The 18,392-nt window shown below is 67.4% G+C and carries 17 protein-coding genes; 8 read left to right on the forward strand and 9 right to left on the reverse strand.

Annotation, left to right across the window (positions count from 1 at the left end; translation table 11 throughout):
• The first annotated feature begins 98 nt into the window (after positions 1-98).
• Both CVUC_RS03890 and CVUC_RS03895 read left to right on the forward strand, forming a co-directional pair.
• Positions 99-821 carry a helix-turn-helix transcriptional regulator gene (locus CVUC_RS03890; RefSeq protein ID WP_010919375.1) on the forward strand — a complete coding sequence of 241 codons (723 nt, stop codon included), beginning with the start codon at positions 99-101 and terminating at the stop codon, positions 819-821.
• A gap of 76 nt (positions 822-897) precedes the next feature.
• A complete protein-coding gene (locus tag CVUC_RS03895; RefSeq protein WP_096033128.1) occupies positions 898-2,460 on the forward strand; it encodes a serine hydrolase domain-containing protein in 1,563 nt (520 codons plus the stop codon).
• 39 nt (positions 2,461-2,499) lie between these two features.
• On the opposite strand, the gene arsC is transcribed toward CVUC_RS03895, so the two are convergent.
• From arsC to CVUC_RS03910, 3 genes are read right to left on the reverse strand one after another with little or no spacing between them, the layout of a single operon-like run.
• Positions 2,500-2,913: an arsenate reductase (glutaredoxin) gene (gene arsC, locus CVUC_RS03900; protein ID WP_096033129.1), complete on the reverse strand. Its 414-nt coding sequence runs from the start codon at positions 2,911-2,913 to the stop codon at positions 2,500-2,502.
• Positions 2,910-3,584, reverse strand: a complete 675-nt coding sequence (locus CVUC_RS03905) for an MIP/aquaporin family protein (RefSeq protein ID WP_010919378.1) — start codon at positions 3,582-3,584, stop codon at positions 2,910-2,912. Before CVUC_RS03905 ends, arsC begins: the two co-directional genes overlap by 4 nt.
• The gene (locus CVUC_RS03910) at positions 3,581-3,934 is read right to left on the reverse strand and encodes an ArsR/SmtB family transcription factor (protein ID WP_096033130.1); all 354 of its coding nucleotides are present in this window, start codon (positions 3,932-3,934) and stop codon (positions 3,581-3,583) included. The genes CVUC_RS03905 and CVUC_RS03910 overlap by 4 nt, the downstream gene beginning before the upstream one ends.
• A 54-nt stretch (positions 3,935-3,988) precedes the next feature.
• On the opposite strand from CVUC_RS03910, the gene arsH reads away from it, so the two are divergent.
• Positions 3,989-4,723: an arsenical resistance protein ArsH gene (gene arsH / locus CVUC_RS03915; protein WP_096034764.1), complete on the forward strand. Its 735-nt coding sequence runs from the start codon at positions 3,989-3,991 to the stop codon at positions 4,721-4,723.
• 61 nt (positions 4,724-4,784) lie between these two features.
• On the opposite strand, the gene CVUC_RS03920 is transcribed toward arsH, so the two are convergent.
• The 3 genes from CVUC_RS03920 to CVUC_RS03930 all read right to left on the reverse strand — a co-directional run bounded on the left by CVUC_RS03920 (position 4,785) and on the right by CVUC_RS03930 (position 8,274).
• Entirely contained in the window at positions 4,785-6,011 is a 1,227-nt protein-coding gene (locus CVUC_RS03920; RefSeq protein WP_096033131.1) for a PQQ-dependent sugar dehydrogenase, read from the reverse strand.
• Positions 6,012-6,132: 121 nt separating this feature from the next.
• Positions 6,133-7,428: an MFS transporter gene (locus CVUC_RS03925; protein WP_096033132.1), complete on the reverse strand. Its 1,296-nt coding sequence runs from the start codon at positions 7,426-7,428 to the stop codon at positions 6,133-6,135.
• 27 nt (positions 7,429-7,455) lie between these two features.
• A complete protein-coding gene (locus CVUC_RS03930; protein WP_010919383.1) occupies positions 7,456-8,274 on the reverse strand; it encodes a 2-keto-4-pentenoate hydratase in 819 nt (272 codons plus the stop codon).
• A gap of 228 nt (positions 8,275-8,502) precedes the next feature.
• Here CVUC_RS03930 and CVUC_RS03935 point away from each other — a divergent pair, with 228 nt between their 5' ends.
• From CVUC_RS03935 to CVUC_RS03955, 5 genes are all read left to right on the forward strand, one after another.
• Positions 8,503-8,865, forward strand: a complete 363-nt coding sequence (locus tag CVUC_RS03935; RefSeq protein WP_010919384.1) for a BlaI/MecI/CopY family transcriptional regulator — start codon at positions 8,503-8,505, stop codon at positions 8,863-8,865.
• Positions 8,866-9,205: 340 nt separating this feature from the next.
• Positions 9,206-10,714, forward strand: coding sequence for a L,D-transpeptidase family protein (locus CVUC_RS03940; RefSeq protein WP_096033133.1), 1,509 nt, complete (start codon positions 9,206-9,208; stop codon positions 10,712-10,714).
• 71 nt (positions 10,715-10,785) lie between these two features.
• Positions 10,786-11,436, forward strand: a complete 651-nt coding sequence (locus CVUC_RS03945; RefSeq protein WP_096033134.1) for a DUF882 domain-containing protein — start codon at positions 10,786-10,788, stop codon at positions 11,434-11,436.
• 108 nt (positions 11,437-11,544) lie between these two features.
• Positions 11,545-11,877 carry a hypothetical protein gene (locus CVUC_RS03950; protein WP_012640256.1) on the forward strand — a complete coding sequence of 111 codons (333 nt, stop codon included), beginning with the start codon at positions 11,545-11,547 and terminating at the stop codon, positions 11,875-11,877.
• A 114-nt stretch (positions 11,878-11,991) separates the two neighbouring features.
• Complete coding sequence (locus tag CVUC_RS03955; protein WP_096033135.1) at positions 11,992-12,354, forward strand: GFA family protein; 363 nt, start codon at positions 11,992-11,994, stop codon at positions 12,352-12,354.
• A 69-nt stretch (positions 12,355-12,423) separates the two neighbouring features.
• On the opposite strand, the gene CVUC_RS03960 is transcribed toward CVUC_RS03955, so the two are convergent.
• From CVUC_RS03960 to CVUC_RS03970, 3 genes are all read right to left on the reverse strand, one after another.
• Complete coding sequence (locus tag CVUC_RS03960; RefSeq protein WP_096033136.1) at positions 12,424-13,464, reverse strand: substrate-binding domain-containing protein; 1,041 nt, start codon at positions 13,462-13,464, stop codon at positions 12,424-12,426.
• 124 nt (positions 13,465-13,588) lie between these two features.
• The gene (locus tag CVUC_RS03965; protein WP_096033137.1) at positions 13,589-15,973 is read right to left on the reverse strand and encodes a transglycosylase domain-containing protein; all 2,385 of its coding nucleotides are present in this window, start codon (positions 15,971-15,973) and stop codon (positions 13,589-13,591) included.
• Positions 15,974-16,258: 285 nt separating this feature from the next.
• Complete coding sequence (locus CVUC_RS03970) at positions 16,259-18,340, reverse strand: TonB-dependent siderophore receptor (RefSeq protein WP_096033138.1); 2,082 nt, start codon at positions 18,338-18,340, stop codon at positions 16,259-16,261.
• Between the last annotated feature and the right edge of the window lie 52 nt (positions 18,341-18,392).

Here is an 18,392-nt window from a genome sequence, read left to right on the forward strand (position 1 = left end):
GCTCGCTTCGGCGGGTCCCTGTCCGTCTCCCGGGTAAATTTCTGCGCCGCGCCTCCAAAGCGCTCCGCCAAGGCCTCTAACAGACAGGAGGCCGCCTCATGCCCGTCAGCATCACCCTGTCCGCATCGTCCGATCATCGGTGGGTCCTGTCCCATTACGCCCCCGGCGAAGTCTGCCGCGCCCATCGACACGCCGAGGCGCAGACCTCGCTCCTGCTGGCGGGAGACTATGTGGAAGAGAGCCTTGAAGGCGTCGTGCGGGTCGAGGGACCGCACCTGAGCCGCAAGCCGAGCCTGTTTGAACATCAAGATCAGTTTGGTGATGTCGGGGCGCTGATCCTGTCGGTTCGGGGCGCAGACGCGATCGCGGGGCCGGCCCGCTATGGGCTGGCGGCCTGCGGGTCGCGCGAAGCCGGCCGCGCGGCGCTGGCGGTCGCGGCCACCGGGCGGGAAGCGCCGCTGGCTCGCCTGAGCGCAACATCGTTCGACAGGTCTGGCGATACGCCGGCGTCCTGGCTGCTTGAGGCGCGGACACGTCTGGTCGGCGCGCCTGCCGAGCCGATCGCATCCGTCTCGCGGGGGCTCGGGCGGCATCCTGTCGCTTTCGCCCGGGCCTTCCGCAGCGCCTATGGCCGCTCGCCCGCCCGCTATCGCCACGACTGGCGGGTGGCGGGCGCGATAGAGCGCATCGTGCGCTCGGCCGCCGCCTTGGCCGATATCGCCGCAGACACCGGCTTCGCTGACCAGGCCCACATGACGCGGGCCGTGCGGCGGGCCAGCGGCTGGAGCCCCGGCGCCTTGCGTCGGCTGTTCACACGCTGAGCCGCGGTTTGTTGCGTTCAAGACCGCGCCGCTGTTTGCCGCTTAGCTGCGGTTCCCACTCCCCAGAGCGTATCGCATGATCACACGCCGCCCGCTTATCGCCGCCCTGGCGTTCGCCCCCATGGCCGTTGCGCCCATTCAAGTCCTGGCCAGTTCGACGCTACGGCGCCGGACGAAGGCCCAGGCGATCGACGACTTTGCTCGCCGCGCCCTGGCCGAGCTTGCGACCGTGCCTGGTCTTTCGCTGGCCGTGGTGCAAGGGCGGGAGGTCGTCATGGCGGCCGGCTATGGCGTCGCCGATCTCGCGACCGGACGTCCCGCACACGCCGACACCGCGTTCTACATCGCGTCCTCGACCAAGGCCTTCACCGCCCTGGCGATCGCCGCCATCGCCGCGCGCGGGACGTTCGCGCTCGACGCGCCGTTGAGCCGCTGGATCGGCGACAGTCCGTTCCCCGCCGATCTGGCCGCTTCGGTCAGTCTCTCGGATCTTCTGTGTCACCGCTCGGGCCTGGAGAACCAGCCGATCGCGCATCGCGCCGCCTTCACGGGCGAGCACACCCCGGCCGCCATGAGCGCTCTGTTGCGAAGCACCATAAGGAGCAAGGACACGCCGCATGGCGTCTTTCGCTACACCAACACCGGCTACAATCTCGCCACGACGCTCATCGAGGACCGCTTTGGCCTGGACTGGCGTGACATGGTCGACCGGGAGGTGCTCCGGCCGGCCGGCATGGCGCGCACCACCGCGCGGATCGACGCCGCTCGCCGGCGAAAGGGCGTCGCTCTTGGGCACACGCCCGCCGCTGACGGTCGCATCGCGCCCAGCCCGTTGCAGAAGACTGACGCCACCATGCAGTCGGCCGGCGGCCTGGTCTCGACCGCCCGCGAGATGGCGCGATGGTTGGAGATCCAGTTGAACGATGGCGTTCTGGAGGGGCGTCGCCTCTTTCCCGAAGGGCTTGTGGCCTCCACGCATCGACCGCTGGTCCCGCAGCAAGCCAAGTTCGGCCCCTATGTCCGCGACGGCTATGGACTGGGCTGGCAGACAGGCCGCTATGGCGAGCAGCCCTTGATCCATCATTTCGGCAACTTCGCCGGGGCTCGGGCCCATGTCTCCTTGATGCCCGCGCGCGGTGTCGGCGTCGCGGTGATGGCGAACGAGGACGCCTTGGCCGGGGAGGTGACGGACCTGGTGGCCAACTACGTCTATGACTGCCTAGCCGGGCGGGTTGATCTGGAAACGGTCTACGAAAACGAACTGTCGGCGTTGAAGGACCGGGTCGCAAGACGGCGCGCCAGCCTGACCGCCAGTCGCGCCGAACGCGCAGCGCGTCCGTGGTCGCTGAGCCGCGCCACCGCGGACTATCTCGGCGCCTATCACAACCCGCAGATGGGGCGGTTGGACATCGTCGAGGCGAACGCGCGCCTCATGGTCCGCGCCGGGGCGATGGCGTCGCCGGCGGAGGCGGGCGGTCAGCCCGAGACGCTTCGGGTGGAGCTTGTTCCCCTGACCGGGCAGGTCATCCGCTTTGTTGGCGATGGCGAGCTGATCCTCGATGGCCAGACCTATGTCAGGCGACCTGCCGTCCCGCCGCTCACGATGGAAATCCAGCGCCCGCGATCGATGACGCCGTGATCGCTCAGCGCCGAGCCGCCAATGCACGTCGCCCGCCCGTTACGGGGTGACGACCTCTCCGTCTTCCTTGCTGAACTGCTCGGGCTTGCGGTCCAGCAGGTCGAGCACTTGTTCGGACGGGCGGCACAGTTTTACGCCCAAGGGCGTGACGACGATCGGGCGGTTCACCAGGATCGGATGCTCGACCATCGCGTCCAGCAGGCGCTCGTCCGACACCTCATCGGCCAGCAGGCCCAGGGTTTCCGCCGGGGCGCCCTTTTCCCGCATCAGGGCGCGCAGCGACCCGCCGGACTTGGCGGCGAGGTCCTGCAGCTGCTCGCGGGTCCAGCCGGTTTTCAGATATTCGACGACCTGCGGCGCGTAGCCGGCGGCCTGGACCATGGCCACGGTGTTGCGCGAGGTGCCGCAGGCCGGGTTGTGGAAGATGGTGATCGGGAAGGCGATGTCGGTCATCGAGAGGTGTCCGTCTTGAGAAGCCAGCCAAACAGCGCCGCCGCAGAGAGGGCGCCGACAAGCTGGGCGAGAATGAAGGCCGGCGCGCTGGCCGGCGCGATGCCGGCGAAGCTGTCCGAGAGGCTGCGCGCCACCGTGACCGCCGGATTGGCGAACGAGGTCGAGGCGGTGAACCAGTAGGCGGCGGTGATGTAAAGTCCGACCGCCATCGGCGTGCTTTCGGGGCGGAAGCGGCTGACGCCCAGGATGGTCGCCAGCAGACCGAAGGTCGCCACGACCTCGGCGAAGGCCTGGTCGCCGCCGGACCGGAGCTTGGTCGAGACCTGCAGGATCGGCTCGCCGAACATGGCGTGCGCCGTCCAGACGCCGGCGATCCCGCCCAGGATCTGGGCCAACGGATAGGCCAGGGCCAGGGTAAGGGGCAGCTCCCGGCGGAGCGCCGCCACCAGGGTGACGGCCGGATTGAAGTGCGCGCCGGAGATCGGACCGAACACCCAGATCAACACGACCAGGGCCGCGCCGGTGGCCAGGGTGTTGCCCAGCAGGGCGATGGCGATGTTTCCGTCCGACAGGCGCTCGCCCATAATCCCCGAGCCGACCACGACGGCCAGCAGGAGGGCCGTGCCCAGGGCTTCGGCGACGAGACGGCGGGGCGTATCGAACGGGCTCACGCCTTGGCCGCCCCGCAGGCCATGCCGCCGCTGACGATGGCGCTGAGCGGCGCGCAGATCTGCGGCGCGCCCGCGCAGCAATCCTCCATCAGAAAGCCCAGCAGACCGGTCATGGCGTCGTAGTCGGCCGTGTAGATGATCGAGCGGCCGTCGCGGCGCGAGGCGATCAGCCCTGAGTGGGACAGCACATTGAGATTGGCCGACAGACTATTGGGCAGCACGTTCAGCGCCCGTGCGATCTCGCCTGCGGCGACGCCGGCGGGTCCGGCCTGCACCAGCAGGCGGAAGATGGCCAGGCGCCCTTCATGGCCCAGGGCGGACAGCATGTTGACAGCGGCTTTCGATTCCATATTTCCAATATGATCGAATTATTCGACAGTTCAATGACCATGCTGGAGGCGCCGTTGTCCGAGTTCCCCGCCCTCGATCCCAAGTTCCTGGCCAAGATCGACGAGGCGCGCCTGGAGGTCGACGCCCGCGCCGCCCATCCGCCGCGCATCCTGCTGCTGTATGGGTCGCTGCGGGAGCGGTCGTTCAGCCGCCTGCTGGTCGAGGAAGCCGCGCGTATTCTTCAGGCCTTGGGCTGCGAGACCCGCATCTTTGATCCGCGTGACCTGCCGCTGCCTGACGCCACCGGCCCCGATCACCCCAAGGTGCAGGAGCTGCGCGCGCTGTGCCAATGGTCCGAAGGTCAGGTCTGGTGCAGCCCCGAGCGGCACGGCGCGATCACCGGGATCATCAAGGCTCAGATCGACTGGATCCCGCTGGAGATCGGCAGCGTGCGCCCCACCCAGGGCAAGACCCTGGCGGTGATGCAGGTCAGCGGCGGGTCCCAATCGTTCAACGCCGTCAACACCCTGCGCCTCCTGGGCCGCTGGATGCGGATGATCACCATCCCCAACCAGTCGTCGGTGGCGATGGCCTTCCGCGAGTTCGACGACAACGATCGCATGCTGCCGTCCAGCTACTATGACCGCGTGGTCGACGTGATGGAGGAGCTGGTGAAGTTCACCCTGCTGACGCGCGACCGCGCGGACTATCTGGTCGATCGCTACAGCGAGCGGAGGGCGCACGGGCGCATCCCCGAGCATGTCGCGCTGGCGGCCGAGGCCATGAAGCACGAGACCACGCCCCGGTGACGAACGCTGATCGCGATGAGAAAAGGGCCTGGGCGTCGCCGCCCAGGCCCCGTTTGAGCGATCAGCCCTTCGGCGTGATCTTGATCAGCTTGCCGTCGCCCTCGTCGGTCAGCACATAGATCGCGCCGTCGGGGCCGACCGCCACGTCGCGGACGCGGCCGCCGATGTCGGTGAACAGGCGCTCTTCGCCGACCACCTTGTCGTCCTTCAGAACCAGGCGCGCGACATGCTGCTCGCGCATCGAGCCGATCAGCAGGCTGCCCTTCAGGGCCGGGAACAGGGCGCCGTCATAGAGCGCCATGCCGGACGGGGCGATGACGGGATCCCAGTAGTAGACGGGCTGCTCCAGCCCCTCCTTTTGGGTGGCGCCGTCGCTGATCGCCTTGCCCGAATACTCCTCGCCATAGGTGATCAGCGGCCAGCCATAGTTCTTGCCGGGCTCGGGGCGGTTCAGCTCGTCGCCGCCGCGCGCGCCATGCTCGACCGTCCACAGACGGCCCTGGGCGTCCAACGTCGCCGACTGGATGTTGCGGTGGCCCAGCGACCAGATGTCGGGCTTGGCGCCGGCGGTGTTCACGAACGGGTTGTCGCTAGGGATCGAGCCGTCGGCGTTGATCCGGACCACCTTGCCCAGCGTGCCGTCCAGGTTCTGGGATTGGACCCGGCCCGCAGGGTAGGCGCGTTCGCCCGTGGTGATGAAGAGTTTGCCGGCGCGGTCGAAGACTACACGTCCGCCAAAGTGCAGGGGGCTGGCCATCTTGGGCGTCTGGCGCCAGATCACCTGGACATTCTCGACCTTGGGCGCGGCGCCCAGGGTCAGCTTGCCGCGCGCGACGGCCGTGCCGTTCACGCTGTCGACCTCTTCGGCGTAGGCCCAGTAGACGAGGCCGTTCTTGGCGTAGTCGGGATCGAGCGTGACGCCCAGCAAGCCGCCTTGGCCCTCGGCGTAGATGGCCGGCAGGCCGGTGACGGCGGGCGAGAGCTTGCCGTCCTTACCGACAACGCGGAGGCGTCCGGCGCGCTCGGTCACCAGGATTTCGCCTGAAGGCAGGAACGCCATGCCCCAGGGATGTTCAAGACCGCTGGCCAGGGTCTGGTACTGGCCGCTGACGCCTGAGACCAGGCCCGGCGCGCGGGTCTGGCCGGCGAAGGCGGGCTTCTGATCGGGCGAGTTGGGCGCGCGACTCTCGACGGGCGCGCCGGCCTGGCCGGGCTGAGCGGGGGCGGGACCACAGGCGGCCAAGGCGGCGGCGAGGGCGGCGGAGGCGGTGAGCAAGGTGGAGCGCATGACTCCTACTTAGAGCGCTTTTCGCGCCGCGCCACCCCGGATGTCCCCAAGCTCGGGGTCGATGCGAAAAGGGCCGGGGATCGCTCCCCGGCCCAGATCGTCTTTGCATGAAGCGCGGCGGTTAGATCTTCACCGGCTCCATCTTGGGCGTCAGCAGGTGGACGACCAGAAGGGCGAGCAGATAGGCGCTGCCGGCCACGATGAAGATCGGCGTGTAGGTGCCGATGCTTTCCAGCACGCCGCCGATGTACTTCGAGAACACCATGCCGCCGACGGCGCCCAGCATGCCGCCGATACCGACGACCGAGCCGACGGCGCCGCGCGGGAACACGTCCGAGGGCAGGGTGTAGAGGTTGGCCGAGAAGCCCTGGTGAGCGGCGGTGGCGACACCGATGATCAGCACGGCGACCCAGAGCGAGTCCGCGAACGAGGCGAACATGACGGGCACGGCCAGCAGGGCGCAGATCAGCATGGTGATCTTGCGGGCCTTGTTGATGCTCCACCCCATCTTCATGAAGTTCGAGGACAGCCAGCCACCGCCGACGCTGCCGACGTCCGACAGCAGATAGATGGCGACGATCGGCGGGCCGAAGGTCTTGAGGTCCAGGCCATAGCGCTTGCCCAGGAAGTCCGGCAGCCAGAACAGGAACATCCACCAGATCGGGTCGATCAGGAACTTGCCGATGGCGTAGGCCCAGGTCTCGCGCTTGGTCAGAAGCTTGGTCCAGGCGATCTTTTCGACCGGGTCGGCCGGATCCTGCTCGATGTGCGCAAGCTCGGCGGCCGACAGGTTCTTGGTTTCACGCGGCGTGCGATAGACCAGCAGCCAGATCGGCAGCCAGATCAGGCCCGCGACGCCCGTGACGATGAACGCCATCTGCCAGCCCCAGGCCAGCACGATGGCGGGCACCACCAGCGGGGTGACGATCGCGCCGATATTGGTGCCGGCGTTGAAGATGCCGGTGGCGAAGGCTCGTTCCTTCTTGGGGAACCACTCGGTCACGGCCTTGATGCCGCCCGGGAAGCCACCGGCCTCGCCGACGCCCAGCGCCATGCGGGCGAAGATGAAGCCGGTCAGACCGCGCGCGCCGGCGTGGGCGATGTGGGCGACTTGCCAGATCAGGAAGGCGATGCCGAAGCCCCAGCGGGCCCCGATCTTGTCCATGATCTTACCCCAGACGAGGTAGGCCACGGCGTAGGAGAGCTGGAAGTAGAAGACGAGGTTGGCGTAGTCGCTCTCGCTCCAGCCGAACTCCTTGGACAGGTCGGTCTTCAGGAAGCCGATCGTCTGGCGATCGACGTAGTTGATGACCATCGCCAAAAACAGCAGCGTAACGATAATCCAGCGATACCGTCCGATCTTTTCGGACGGTTCGGGTGCTTTTGGCACGTCCATCGACTTGGCTTCCTTCCCCAGAGGTGACTTGTCGTTCTGTCGTTAGCGTCAGGCCGGGACGGCCACGCAGTCCACAGTTCCGAACGGGCCGAAACTGATGTGGGCCACGTCGCCGGCGACCACGTCATGAATGCCGGTGGTGGCGCCGGTGGTGACGATCTGGCCCTTCTTCAGCGGCTTGCCGCGCGCGGCGACAGCGCCGAGCAGAAAGGCGAGGGCGGCGATCGGCGATCCCGGAATGGCCGCAGCCGTCGCCGTACCCACCGACTTGCCGTTGATGAAGGTCTCGACCGGCATATCCTCCCAGGCGAGGTCGCGCCAGTTGGAAATGGCCTGACCAATGATCTGACCATCATTATTGCCGAAGTCCGACGCCACGACCGTGGGGCCCAGGGCGTTGATGGTCTTCAGAGGGCTGCCGGCGATCTCGACGCCCACCAGGAGTTCGCCCACATAGTCGGCGGCTTCCTCGACGGTCCAGTCGGTCTTGTTCGCGGGGGCGTCCTTGCCCAGGCGGATGATGAACTCGGCCTCGACGGCGCAGAAGCCGCCCTCGATGGCGCGGAAGGTGTTGGGCGCATCGGCCGACGCCTGCTGCACCTTGGACTTGAAGATGCAGCCCGCCAGGCGCTCGGCGCCCAGGCGTTCACGATGCTGCGGCGGCACCAGGCCGACCTTCCAGCCGACCAGTTCGTCGGGCCAAAGGTCGATGGCGATGTCTTGCACCGCATAGCCGTCCGCCATGCTCGAAGGAATCACGCCGCCTGGATAGCCGGGGACGCTGACCCCCTGCTGGCGAGCCTGGACGAATTGGGGAGCGATGGCCGTAGGGGTGAAAATCTCACTGTCGGCCTTAGAAACGGTCACGCCGCAAGTCCTCCCTCGAATCCGGCACGTCCCCCGCTTTCGGGGTTTGCGATGTCTCTAGAGGAAACCGGTGTCATTGACAATCGGGGCTGAAACATCCTCGTGCATGGAAATCCGAGGCTGCTCAGAGCACGAGCATTGCGCGCGCAGGGCCCATCACCGTCGTCGCGACTTGACACCCGTAATAGCGCGTATAGCGTCGCGCGTTGAATTACGGATGTAAGCGTTATGCACATCACCGCCGCCGAAGCCCATGTCATGGAAGCGCTCTGGCGCCGCTCGCCGCTGTCGGCCGACGAACTGGTGGCCGAGGTCGGCGCGGCGCAAAGCTGGGGCGAAGCCACCGTCAAGACGCTGATCAATCGTCTGCTGAAGAAGAAGGCCATCAAGTCCGAGCGCGCCGAGGGCAAGCACGGCTATCGGCCGCTGGTCGACCGCAGCGCCTATGTCCAGGCCGAAAGCCAGGGTCTTCTGGACCGCCTGTTCGACGGCCAACTGGCCCCCCTGATCAGCCACTTCGCCCAGCACCGGCCGCTGAAGCCCGACGAAGTGGCCAAGCTCAAGAAGCTTATCGACGAGATGGGCGAGTAGGCTTTTCAGCGAGCCCGTTACGGGCCGGACCTGGCGGGCCTCCATGGCCTTTCCGGCGGCGTCGATCATCGCGCTGACGGCGCAGTCGCCGATCACCAAGAGGTCGCGGGTCCCTCGCTGCAAGGCCTTGCCCGTCATCGCCCCGCGATCTTTCGGGCCGGGCCCCGGTCGCGGTGAAACCAACGGTGTGGCTTGAGGGTTCCTGTTGTCGAAAAACGTCGTCGCGGGACGAGGGGAGGGCTCGCCTTTCACGCTACCCGCGTTGACGCGGAAGGCCCCGCACGGCCATCTGTAACCCTTAACGCGGCTTGGCCGCGCGAGTGCGGCGGACCGTTCGACAGTGATGCGATTTACGAGAACCTGCGGCGCCTTGGCGGCGACGTTGAGCCTCCTGTCCCTCGAGGTCGCCCAGGCGCAGTCGCAGCGTCCGCCGGTGGTGGTCGCGCGTCCGGTGCAGAGCGGCCCGATCGTCGCGCCCCGGCCTGCCGTGATCCCGCCGGATCTGTCGGCGGTGCAGCTCAGCGTCGAACAGGTCGAGGTGCTGCGCGCCGTGCTGGGCGATGCCTATTCGCACGGCTTCGCGATGACCGCCTTCTCGCCGGATCGGGCGATCGAGCTCTACATGGCCGGGGATCCGGCCTCGCGCGCCGCCGGACAGGCGCAACTGGTCAGCCTCACCCTGGCCTATGCCCGCGCCGTGCGGACGGGACGGCTGCCGATCAGCGCCTTCAAGACCGAGTGGGGGCTGCGGCCGGCGGCCTATGATCCCGCGCCCGAGTTTGTGGCGGCCGTGCAGCAGGGCCGCCTGGCCGAATGGCTGGAGACCTTGCCGCCGCCCTACACGGGATACCAGACCCTGCGGACGGGCCTGGCCACCTATCGCGACATCGCCGCCAAAGGCGGCTGGCTGCCCATCGCCGCCGGTCCGGAGCTGAAGGAGGGGGCGACCGGCGCGCGCGTCGTGGCCCTTGAGGCCCGGCTGGCGGCCGAGGACCCCACGGTGGCGGTGGACGCCGCACCGGTGTTCGACGCGGCCCTGACCCAGGCCGTGCAGCGGGCGCAGAAGCGGTTTGGTCTCAATCCGAACGGGATCGTCGACAGAGCCACCCTGGCGGCGCTGAACATTCCCGTCGAGCGGCGGATCGACCAGATCGTCGCCAATATGGAGCGCTGGCGCTGGTTGCCGCAGACCCTGCCGGCCGAGCGCATCCAGGTGAACGTGGCGGCCGCCATCCTGTCGGTCTTCCATCACGACACCCCGACCCTGACGATGCGTGCGGTCACCGGCCGCCCCGGCGATGAGACGCCGATGCTGTCGTCGATGATCCACAGCATCGTGCTGAACCCGCCGTGGAACGTGCCGCAGTCGATCGCGTCGAAGGAGATCTGGCCCAAGGAGCGGGCCAGCCCCGGCTATCTGGCGCGCAACGACTTCATCGTGATCCCGACCGAGGGCGGCGGCACGCGTCTGCAGCAGAAGGCCGGCCCGTTGGCGGCGCTGGGGAAGGTGAAGTTCGACTTCAACAATCCCTACGGCGTCTATCTGCACGACACCCCCAGCCGCTCGAGGTTCGACAGCTTCAGCCGCCTGGCCAGCCACGGCTGCGTGCGCCTGCAAAAGCCGATCGAGCTGGTCAACGAGGTGATGCGCGACGATCCGACCTGGACGCCCGAGAAGGTCAACGAAACCCTGGCCTCGGGCGAGACGGTGCGGGCCAAGCTGCCCCAGCAGATCGCCGTCTACCTGCTGTACTGGACGGCGTATGTGACGCCGGACGGGCAGGTGAACTTCCGCCAGGATCCCTATGGCTGGGATCGGCAGCTGGTGCAGCGTATCGCCGCACTCTGATACGGCTCAGCTTGCATTCAGGCCCGTCATGAGGTGTCCTCCCGACCTTCCGTGTCGGGTAAGGCGTAATCATGCATCGACGTAAGCTGCTCCAGTGGGGGCTGGGCGCTATCGGGGCTGGACTTCTGCCATTGGCGGCGCGCGCCGACGACGACATCATCGGCGCGCTGCTGGAGGGCAAGATGCCTCAGGCCACGCCGGTTCCGCCGCCGAGCACCGTCGCTGCGACGGTCGCTTCGATCGATCCGCCCGCGCTGAAGCCTGCTGTGGATCCGCGCTGGGTTCATCTCCACAACGTCCATACCGGCGAGAAGCTGGAAGCGGTCTACTGGGAGAACGGCGACTATGTTCCGGACGCCGTGAGTGCGCTGGACAAGGTGCTGCGCGACTATCGCAACGATGAAGTCCATCCCATCGACCGGGGCCTCTACGACCTGCTCGACCAGATCGCCCGCAAGACCCAGAGCAAGGGTCCGTTCCAGGTGATCTCGGGCTACCGCTCTCCGGCGACCAACCGTCTGCTGTCCAAGCGCAGCGGCGAGGTGGCCAAGAAGAGCCTGCACATGGATGGCAAGGCCATGGACATCTTCCTGGAGGATGTCGAGCTCAAGCACGTCCGCGCTGCAGCTTTGGATCTGAGCGTTGGCGGCGTCGGCTACTATCCGACCAGCAACTTCGTCCATGTCGATGTCGGACCGGTCCGCAAGTGGACGGGGACCTGAGGCGCTACTCGCCTCTTAGCCGAATTCGATAACCAAGCTCTGGTTCACCTGTTTAGACCGTGATAGCGGGCTTCAAGGCTAAGTCGGCGTGGATGGCGGACCGTTGAGATGAGCGAGCGTCGTGGCAATCCTTTTGGCTTGTTCTTGCTGGGTTTCGTCGTCGGCGTGCTGGCCACCTTCGGGACCATTCTGTTCCTGACGTCCAGCGGCGGCGGCTACGAGGACGGACCCGCCGAGACCCGCACCGCCGCCGATGATGCCGCAGCGGCCGCGATGGCCGCCAAGGCGACACAGCCTGCGCCGCCAAAGGCCGAGGCCGTCGCGCCCCCGCCGGAAGTCCCCGCCAATCCGTCGATCCGTCAGACGGGACCCGCGCCGGAGCTCGATCCTCAGGTCGCCGACGACGCGGCGGCCGCGGGCATGACCTCGCGCACGCGCTAACCCGCTTCGCCCGCCCAGGGTGCGACACGCCGCCTCAGCGGCGGCGCAAGCCTGCTGACACATCGCTGGCGACAAGGTGGGCGCAGGGTCCCTGGATGATCAGGGAGAACCAGCGTGGCCATCAAGGGAAGCTGTTGCTGCGGCGGCGTTCAGTTTGAACTCTTCGAGCGTCCGGCCATGGTTGGCGTTTGCCACTGTTCGCGCTGCCGCAAGGCGGGATCGAGCGTCTACGCCTATGTGCGCGCCGAGGCGTTCTTCTGGGTTTCGGGTCGCGATCTGGTCGCCCGCTACGCGCCAACGCCGCCGCTGCGGTTCAATCGCTGCTTTTGCGCCCGCTGCGGGACGGCGCTGGGAGACCCGTTTTCCGGGCGTGTCCTGGCGATCGCCGCAAGTTGCCTGGACGATGGCGTGCGCCTGACGCCCGACTTCCATGAGTTTGTTGCGGACGGCCAATTCTGGCGTCGCGCTGAAGTCTGATCGATCCAGCGCGCACGAAAAAGGCGGCCGCGTCAGCGACCGCCTCTGTCGTTCAGGCTTTGGCCAAGGCTAGTTCTTCGGCGCCGGCATCGGCGTCAGGGCGTTGGCCTTCTGCTTCATTTGAATGTGCACCGCCGGCGGCAGCGGGATCATGCCGCGATTTTGCAGATAGCCGCCGCGACCGGTCGCCGCGTCGGACACAAACTCGGACACGAACTCCTTCAGACCCGGCGTCACACCGACCTGGGACTTCTTCACATAGATGTAGAGCGAGCGCGACAGCGGGTATTGGCCGCTGGCGATCGTCTGGGCCGTCGGCTTCACGCCGTTGATCGACGCGCCCTTGATGCGCGAGCCGTTCTCTTCGAGGAACGAGTAGCCGAACACGCCCAGGGCGTTGGGGGTCTTTTCGATGGTGCCGACGATGGCGTTGTCGTTTTCGCCCGCGTCGACCCAGCCGCCGTCGGTGCGCATCGGCGACACGGTGGCCTTGAACTTCTTCTCGTCTGCGGCCTTCATCTTGGCCAGGGTCGGCAGCTTTCCAGCGCCGCCCTCGATGGCCAGTTCGATCCAGGCGTCACGGGTGCCCGAGGTGGGCGGCGGGCCGTAGGCCAGGATGCGGGCGTTCGGCAGGCCGGGGCCGACTTCGCTCCACGACTTGTAGGGCTGCTTGACCACCTGGCCGCCGCGCAGGGTCTGGTCGGCGAGGGCCAGATACAGCTGCTCGAGCTTGAAGTTGAAGTCCGGGCCCTTCTTGTTCGACGCGACGACGATGCCGTCGAAGCCGATCTTGATCTCGACGATGTCCTTCACGCCGGCCTTCTGGCAGGCCAGGAACTCGGACCTCTTCATTTGACGCGAGGCGTTGGCGATGTCGGGGAACTTCTCACCCGCGCCGCCGCAGAACATCTTGATGCCGCCACCGGTGCCGAGCGCTTCAATGCGCGGCGACTTCTTGCCGGTCTTCTTGGCGAAGTTCTCAGCCACGCGCGTCGAGAACGGGAACACGGTCGAAGATCCGACCGCCCAGATCTGATCGCGGGCCGCATGGGCTTGGTCGGCGACGGCGAGCAGAGCGACGGTGGCGACCGCGCCGATGAGCTTGTTCATGTCGTCAAATCCTGTCTCGTCCGGACGCAACGGAAGCGTGCCAGACTGATGACGGGCTTTTGTCACAGTTTGACGACAGTTTTAAGACAGTAAATCCGTCGATCGACGAAGCTCGACCCATTCCTCAGGGGCGCGGCTCCTGCGGCGGCGGGGCCAGCGGAACGCCGCTATTGGCCGGCGGGGCGGGTTCGTCGGTAGGCGAGGTGAACGGCGCCAGCGGCAAGCCGTCCGGCCCAAGCTCGCCCTCCAGCGGCAGGCCCAGGTCCTCCAGCGGGTCCTCCTCGACGACGGGGGCGACATCGCGGCCCAGCGCCGAAAGCATGAACGCCTTCCAGATCCTGGCGGGCTCGCCGCCGCCGACCACGCCGTTCATCGAGCTGTTGTCGTCATTGCCCAGCCAGACGCCCACGACCAGGTCCTCGACGTAACCGACGAAGATGGCGTCGTGATAGTCCTGGGTGGTGCCGGTCTTGCCGAAGGCGCCGGGGATGGCGGCTTCCACGCCTGTGCCGCGATGGGTCGCCGACCGCAGCAGGTCGCGCATGTTGGCCAGCACCTTGGGGTCATAGGCCTTGGTCTTGGGCTTCTTGAACTCGGTCACCCCATGCGGAACGATCGGATACTCGCCGGCCGCGACCGAGGCATAGGCGGCGGTCAGGCGGGTCAGGCTCATCGGACCTGTACCCAACGCCATGGTCAGGTCGGACGGGATCTCCTCGGTGACGCCCAGGTCTCGGGCGACCTTGATCACCTTGGCGGGACCCAGATCATGCGCCAGGCGCACCGCCGCCACATTGGACGAGCCGGCGAAGGCGGTGATCAGCGGCACCTCTCGGGCGTGATACTTGCCCTCGTGGTTCTTGGGCATGTAGCCGCTGACCTGGACGGGGGTGTCTAGGATCGGCGTCGTGACCGTCATGCCCTCGCGCAGGGCGGCCAGATAGACGAACAGCTTGAACGCCGAGCCCGGCTGACGCTCGGCGTCCGCGCGGTTGAACTGGCTCTGCTTGTAGTCGCGACCGCCGACCATGGCGACGACTCGGCCATCTCTGCGCATGGCGACCAGGGCGCCCTGGGTGACGTTCAGCACCTGGCCGTCGCGCTCGATATGGTCGTTGAGGATCCGCTCGGCCTTCTCCTGCAGCTCAGGATCCAGCGTCGTCTTGACGATGGTCTCGCCGTAGCGGGCTCCGATCAGGGCGCGAGCCTGGGGCAGGGCCCAGTCGGCGAAGTAGGAGCCGGTCGGCAGCTTGTCTTCCGGTTCGACGGGCGACACTTCACCGACCGCGTCGGCCTCCGCCTGGGTGATGGTCTTGGTCTCGACCATGGCGCCCAGCACCACGCGCATGCGCTCGCGCGCGCCTTCGATATTGTTGGTCGGGGCCAGGCGCGAGGGCGCCTTGACCAGACCGGCCAGCATCGCCGCCTCGCCGATCGACAGCTGCTCGGGCGGCTTGCCGAAATAGTGGCGGGCTGCGGCGCGCAGGCCAAAGGCGCCGTCGCCGAAATAGACCGACGACAGGTAGCGCGACAGGATCTCATCCTTGGAGAGCCGCGCTTCCAGATAGACGGCGATCAGCGCCTCCTGCGCCTTGCGCCGCAGATTGCGATCGCTGGACAGGAAGGCGTTCTTGGCTAGCTGCTGGGTGATGGTCGAACCGCCTTCGGACACCCCGCCCGCCTGGGCATTGCGGCCCAGCGCGCGGGCGATGGCCTTCGGGTCGACGCCCATGTGGCTGTAGAACCGACGATCCTCGATGGCGATGAAGGCCCCCGGCACGTAAGGCGGCAGCTTGGCCACATCGATCGGCGCTTCCTTGTAGGAGCCCCGGCGGGCGATGGGCGAGCCGTCCTCGGCCACCAGCACGATCGCCGAGTTGTCCAGCGGCTCCAGCGCGCGGCTCAGCGGCAGCGACCAGAACAGCGAGGCGATCAGAACGATCACCAGCAGCACCGCCGCGCCCGCGCCGATCAGCCAGGCCGGACGCTTCCAGATCGGCGGCTTGGCGGCGCCTTTCGCCGGCTCGGGCGGCGTCGGGACAGACGTCTCGGCCTTGGCTTCCGGGGCGTCCTCAGCCTCGGCCGTGGTCGGAGGCTCTGCAGGGGCCTCGGGCGGGACGTCTTGCGCGGGCTCGACTTCGGGTTCGGTCGGGGACTCAAGGTCCGCCGCGGCGTCGGCTTCGAGCGTTTCGGCGCGGTCTGCCTCGACCGAGACCGGCTCGGCGTCCGGCTCGGGCGAGGGCAGGGGCTCGAACAGATCCGCGTCGGCGTCGTCAGGGGCGGCCGTGGAGGTCGAGGGAGTCTGCGCCTCGGGGGCGGCCACGGCTTCAGGCTGGGCGCGGCGCGACTTGCGCGGACGGCGCGGCTTCTGTGCGGCGTCTTCGGGCGCAGCGGGATCCAGGCCGGCGGCCTCGGTCATCACCGTCTGGGCGCGCGGCTTTCGCGGCCGCCGAGGCTTCGGCGCCGGCGCGGCGGGAACGTCGTCTGCAGGGTCGGTAGGATCAGACATAGGCTTGGCGCTCGCTTCGGGCGCAGGCCCTCAATCGTCGAGCGCGCTCATATCACACGGCCGGGGCAAGCCAAGCGGGCGGCTGACGAAGAATTTTCAAGGCGGCTCTTGAACACCCGAAAAGTGAACATAGATCACCAACGTGAGGCTGAGAGCCTCTGCCCTTCCTGGGGCGTTTCCTCCCTACTTATTCCAGCCCGGCTTTTCGCCGGGCTTTTCTTTTGGCGGTTCTGGCGTTCGCGCTCGATCGAGAACCGCCGACCGGCGCGAACGCTGGGGTGGGGTCTAGAAACTTACGCGCAGCCGGCCGGTGATCGTGCGCGGCGCGCCCGGGGTGATCCAGACATTGCTGTACGAGCTTTCCAGATAATAGGTGTCGAACAGGTTCTCGACATCCAGATGCAGCGAGACCGCCTTCGACACGTTATAGGCGAGGTTGGCGCGCACCGTCACATAGTCCGGCAGCTTGAAGCCGGTATTGACGTCATCGCCCGCGCGCTCGCCCACATAGACCAAGCCGCCACCCAGGGTCACCGATCCCGGCGCATCGCCGGCCGAGCGCCAGTTGGCGTACAGCGCGCCCGAATGCTTCGGGACATTGCTCAAGGAGCTCCCGATCATGTTGGTGCGGGTGTCGCGGGTGATTTCAGTATCGGTATAGGCATAGACCGCCGTGGCCGTGATCCCTTGGGGCAGGCGCAGATTGGTCTCGGCCTCGAAGCCCTGGCTGCGCGCGGCGCCCACGGGAATGAAGAAGCCGCTGTTGGCCGGGTCGTTGACGAGGATGTTCTCCTTGTCGATGCGGAACAGCGAGGCCGTGCCGGTCAGGCGGCCGGCCAGATCCCACTTCACGCCGGCTTCCAAGGCCTCGCCCTTCTCGGGCGGGAAGGCGCCGCCCACAGCGTCGGAGCCCTGATTGTAGCGGAACGAGCGCCCCCAGCTGACATAGGCCGAGAAGCTCTCGTTCGGCGCCCAGGTCAGGGCCGCGCGCGGCGAGGCCTGGGACGGCGACTGCCGGGTGACCGTATTGTTGCGGAGGTTGGTGTTGGTCTGGCGGATCCAGTCCTGGCGCACGCCGACCAGCAGGGTGAACTGGCTGTTCAGCGTCACCAGGTCCTGCAGGTAGAGGCTCTCGCCGCGCAGTTCCTCCAGCACATTCTGGTTCAGCGGCGCGACCGGCTTGGCCTGACCGTAGACCGGATTGAAGATGTCGATCGCGTAGGGCGTCGCGGCCGTCGGATTGAAGCGATAGAAGATCCGACGCTGCTCGTAGGTGAAGGCGTCGGCGCCGGCGCGCAGCTGGTGCTCCAGGCCGCCGAGCTTGCCATCGAAGCTGACCTCGATCCGGCCGGAGAGATCATCCCAGGTATAGTCGTGGATGCGCAGCTGGCGGCGCAGTTGGGTTCCGATCAGCGCGCCGTTGTGCGTGGACTGCCCCCGGAACGAGCCGTCGCGATACTGGACGCCGGCTTCCACCGCGACGCTCGGGCTGAAGTTGTAGGTCGTGGTCAGCTGGTGTTGGATCGTCTTCTGCGTGATGTCGCCGTCGTTCGGTTCGCCGAGGAACCGCTCGCGCGGCAGCGCCTTGCCGTTGCCGGCCACCGCCACCAGGCCCCGATCATGCACGAAGTGCACGGTGTTGGCCTCCAGCTGGTAGAGCAGCCGCAGGTCGTCGGACGGCGTCCAGGCCAGCGACGGGGCCAGCAGCAGGCGGTCGCTGCCGACATGATCGCGCCAACCGTCCGTGTCCTGATAAACGGCGATCATGCGGGCCGAAACGCCGCCGCCTACGGGGCCGCTGAGATCACCCATGATCCGCTTGGCGTCGAAGCTGCCATAGGACAGCTCACCCGCACCCTGGGCGGTCTCGGTCGGCGCCTTGGTCACGATGTTGATCGAGCCGCCCGGCTCGCCCTTGCCCGACAGGGCCGAGGCGGGGCCTTTGAGCACCTGGAAGCGCTCGACGGTGGCCACGTCGCGCCGCGCGTTGAAGCCGCGGTTGGCCGTGAAGCGGTTCACCAAAAGGTCCGGGCCCTGGTTGATGTCGCCCGAGAAGCCGCGAATGGCATAGGCGTCCCACGCGCCGCCGAAGCTGTTCTGGCGGGCCATGCCGCCGGCGAAATCAAAGAGGTCTGACAGGTTGGTGACGCCGGTGTCGACGATCAGCGCCTCGTCGAGCACCCGCACGCTTTGCGGCAGTCGCATCGGGTCGATGACGACGCCGTTGATGCTGGCGCTGGCGGCTCGCGAGCCGGTGACGACGACGCCCTCGACCTCGTCGGTCTTGTCCTGCGCGACAGCCAGGTCCGCGAAGGCGAACTGCGAAACGCCGGCGCAGAGGGCGAAGAGGAGGGCCTTGGAAGTCATGTCTGGATCTCGCTGGAGAACGGCGGTCTGGGTTGGGGCGGTCGAATAGGCG

This window comes from Caulobacter vibrioides, assembly GCF_002858865.1.
In the GTDB taxonomy this organism is placed as follows: domain Bacteria; phylum Pseudomonadota; class Alphaproteobacteria; order Caulobacterales; family Caulobacteraceae; genus Caulobacter; species Caulobacter vibrioides.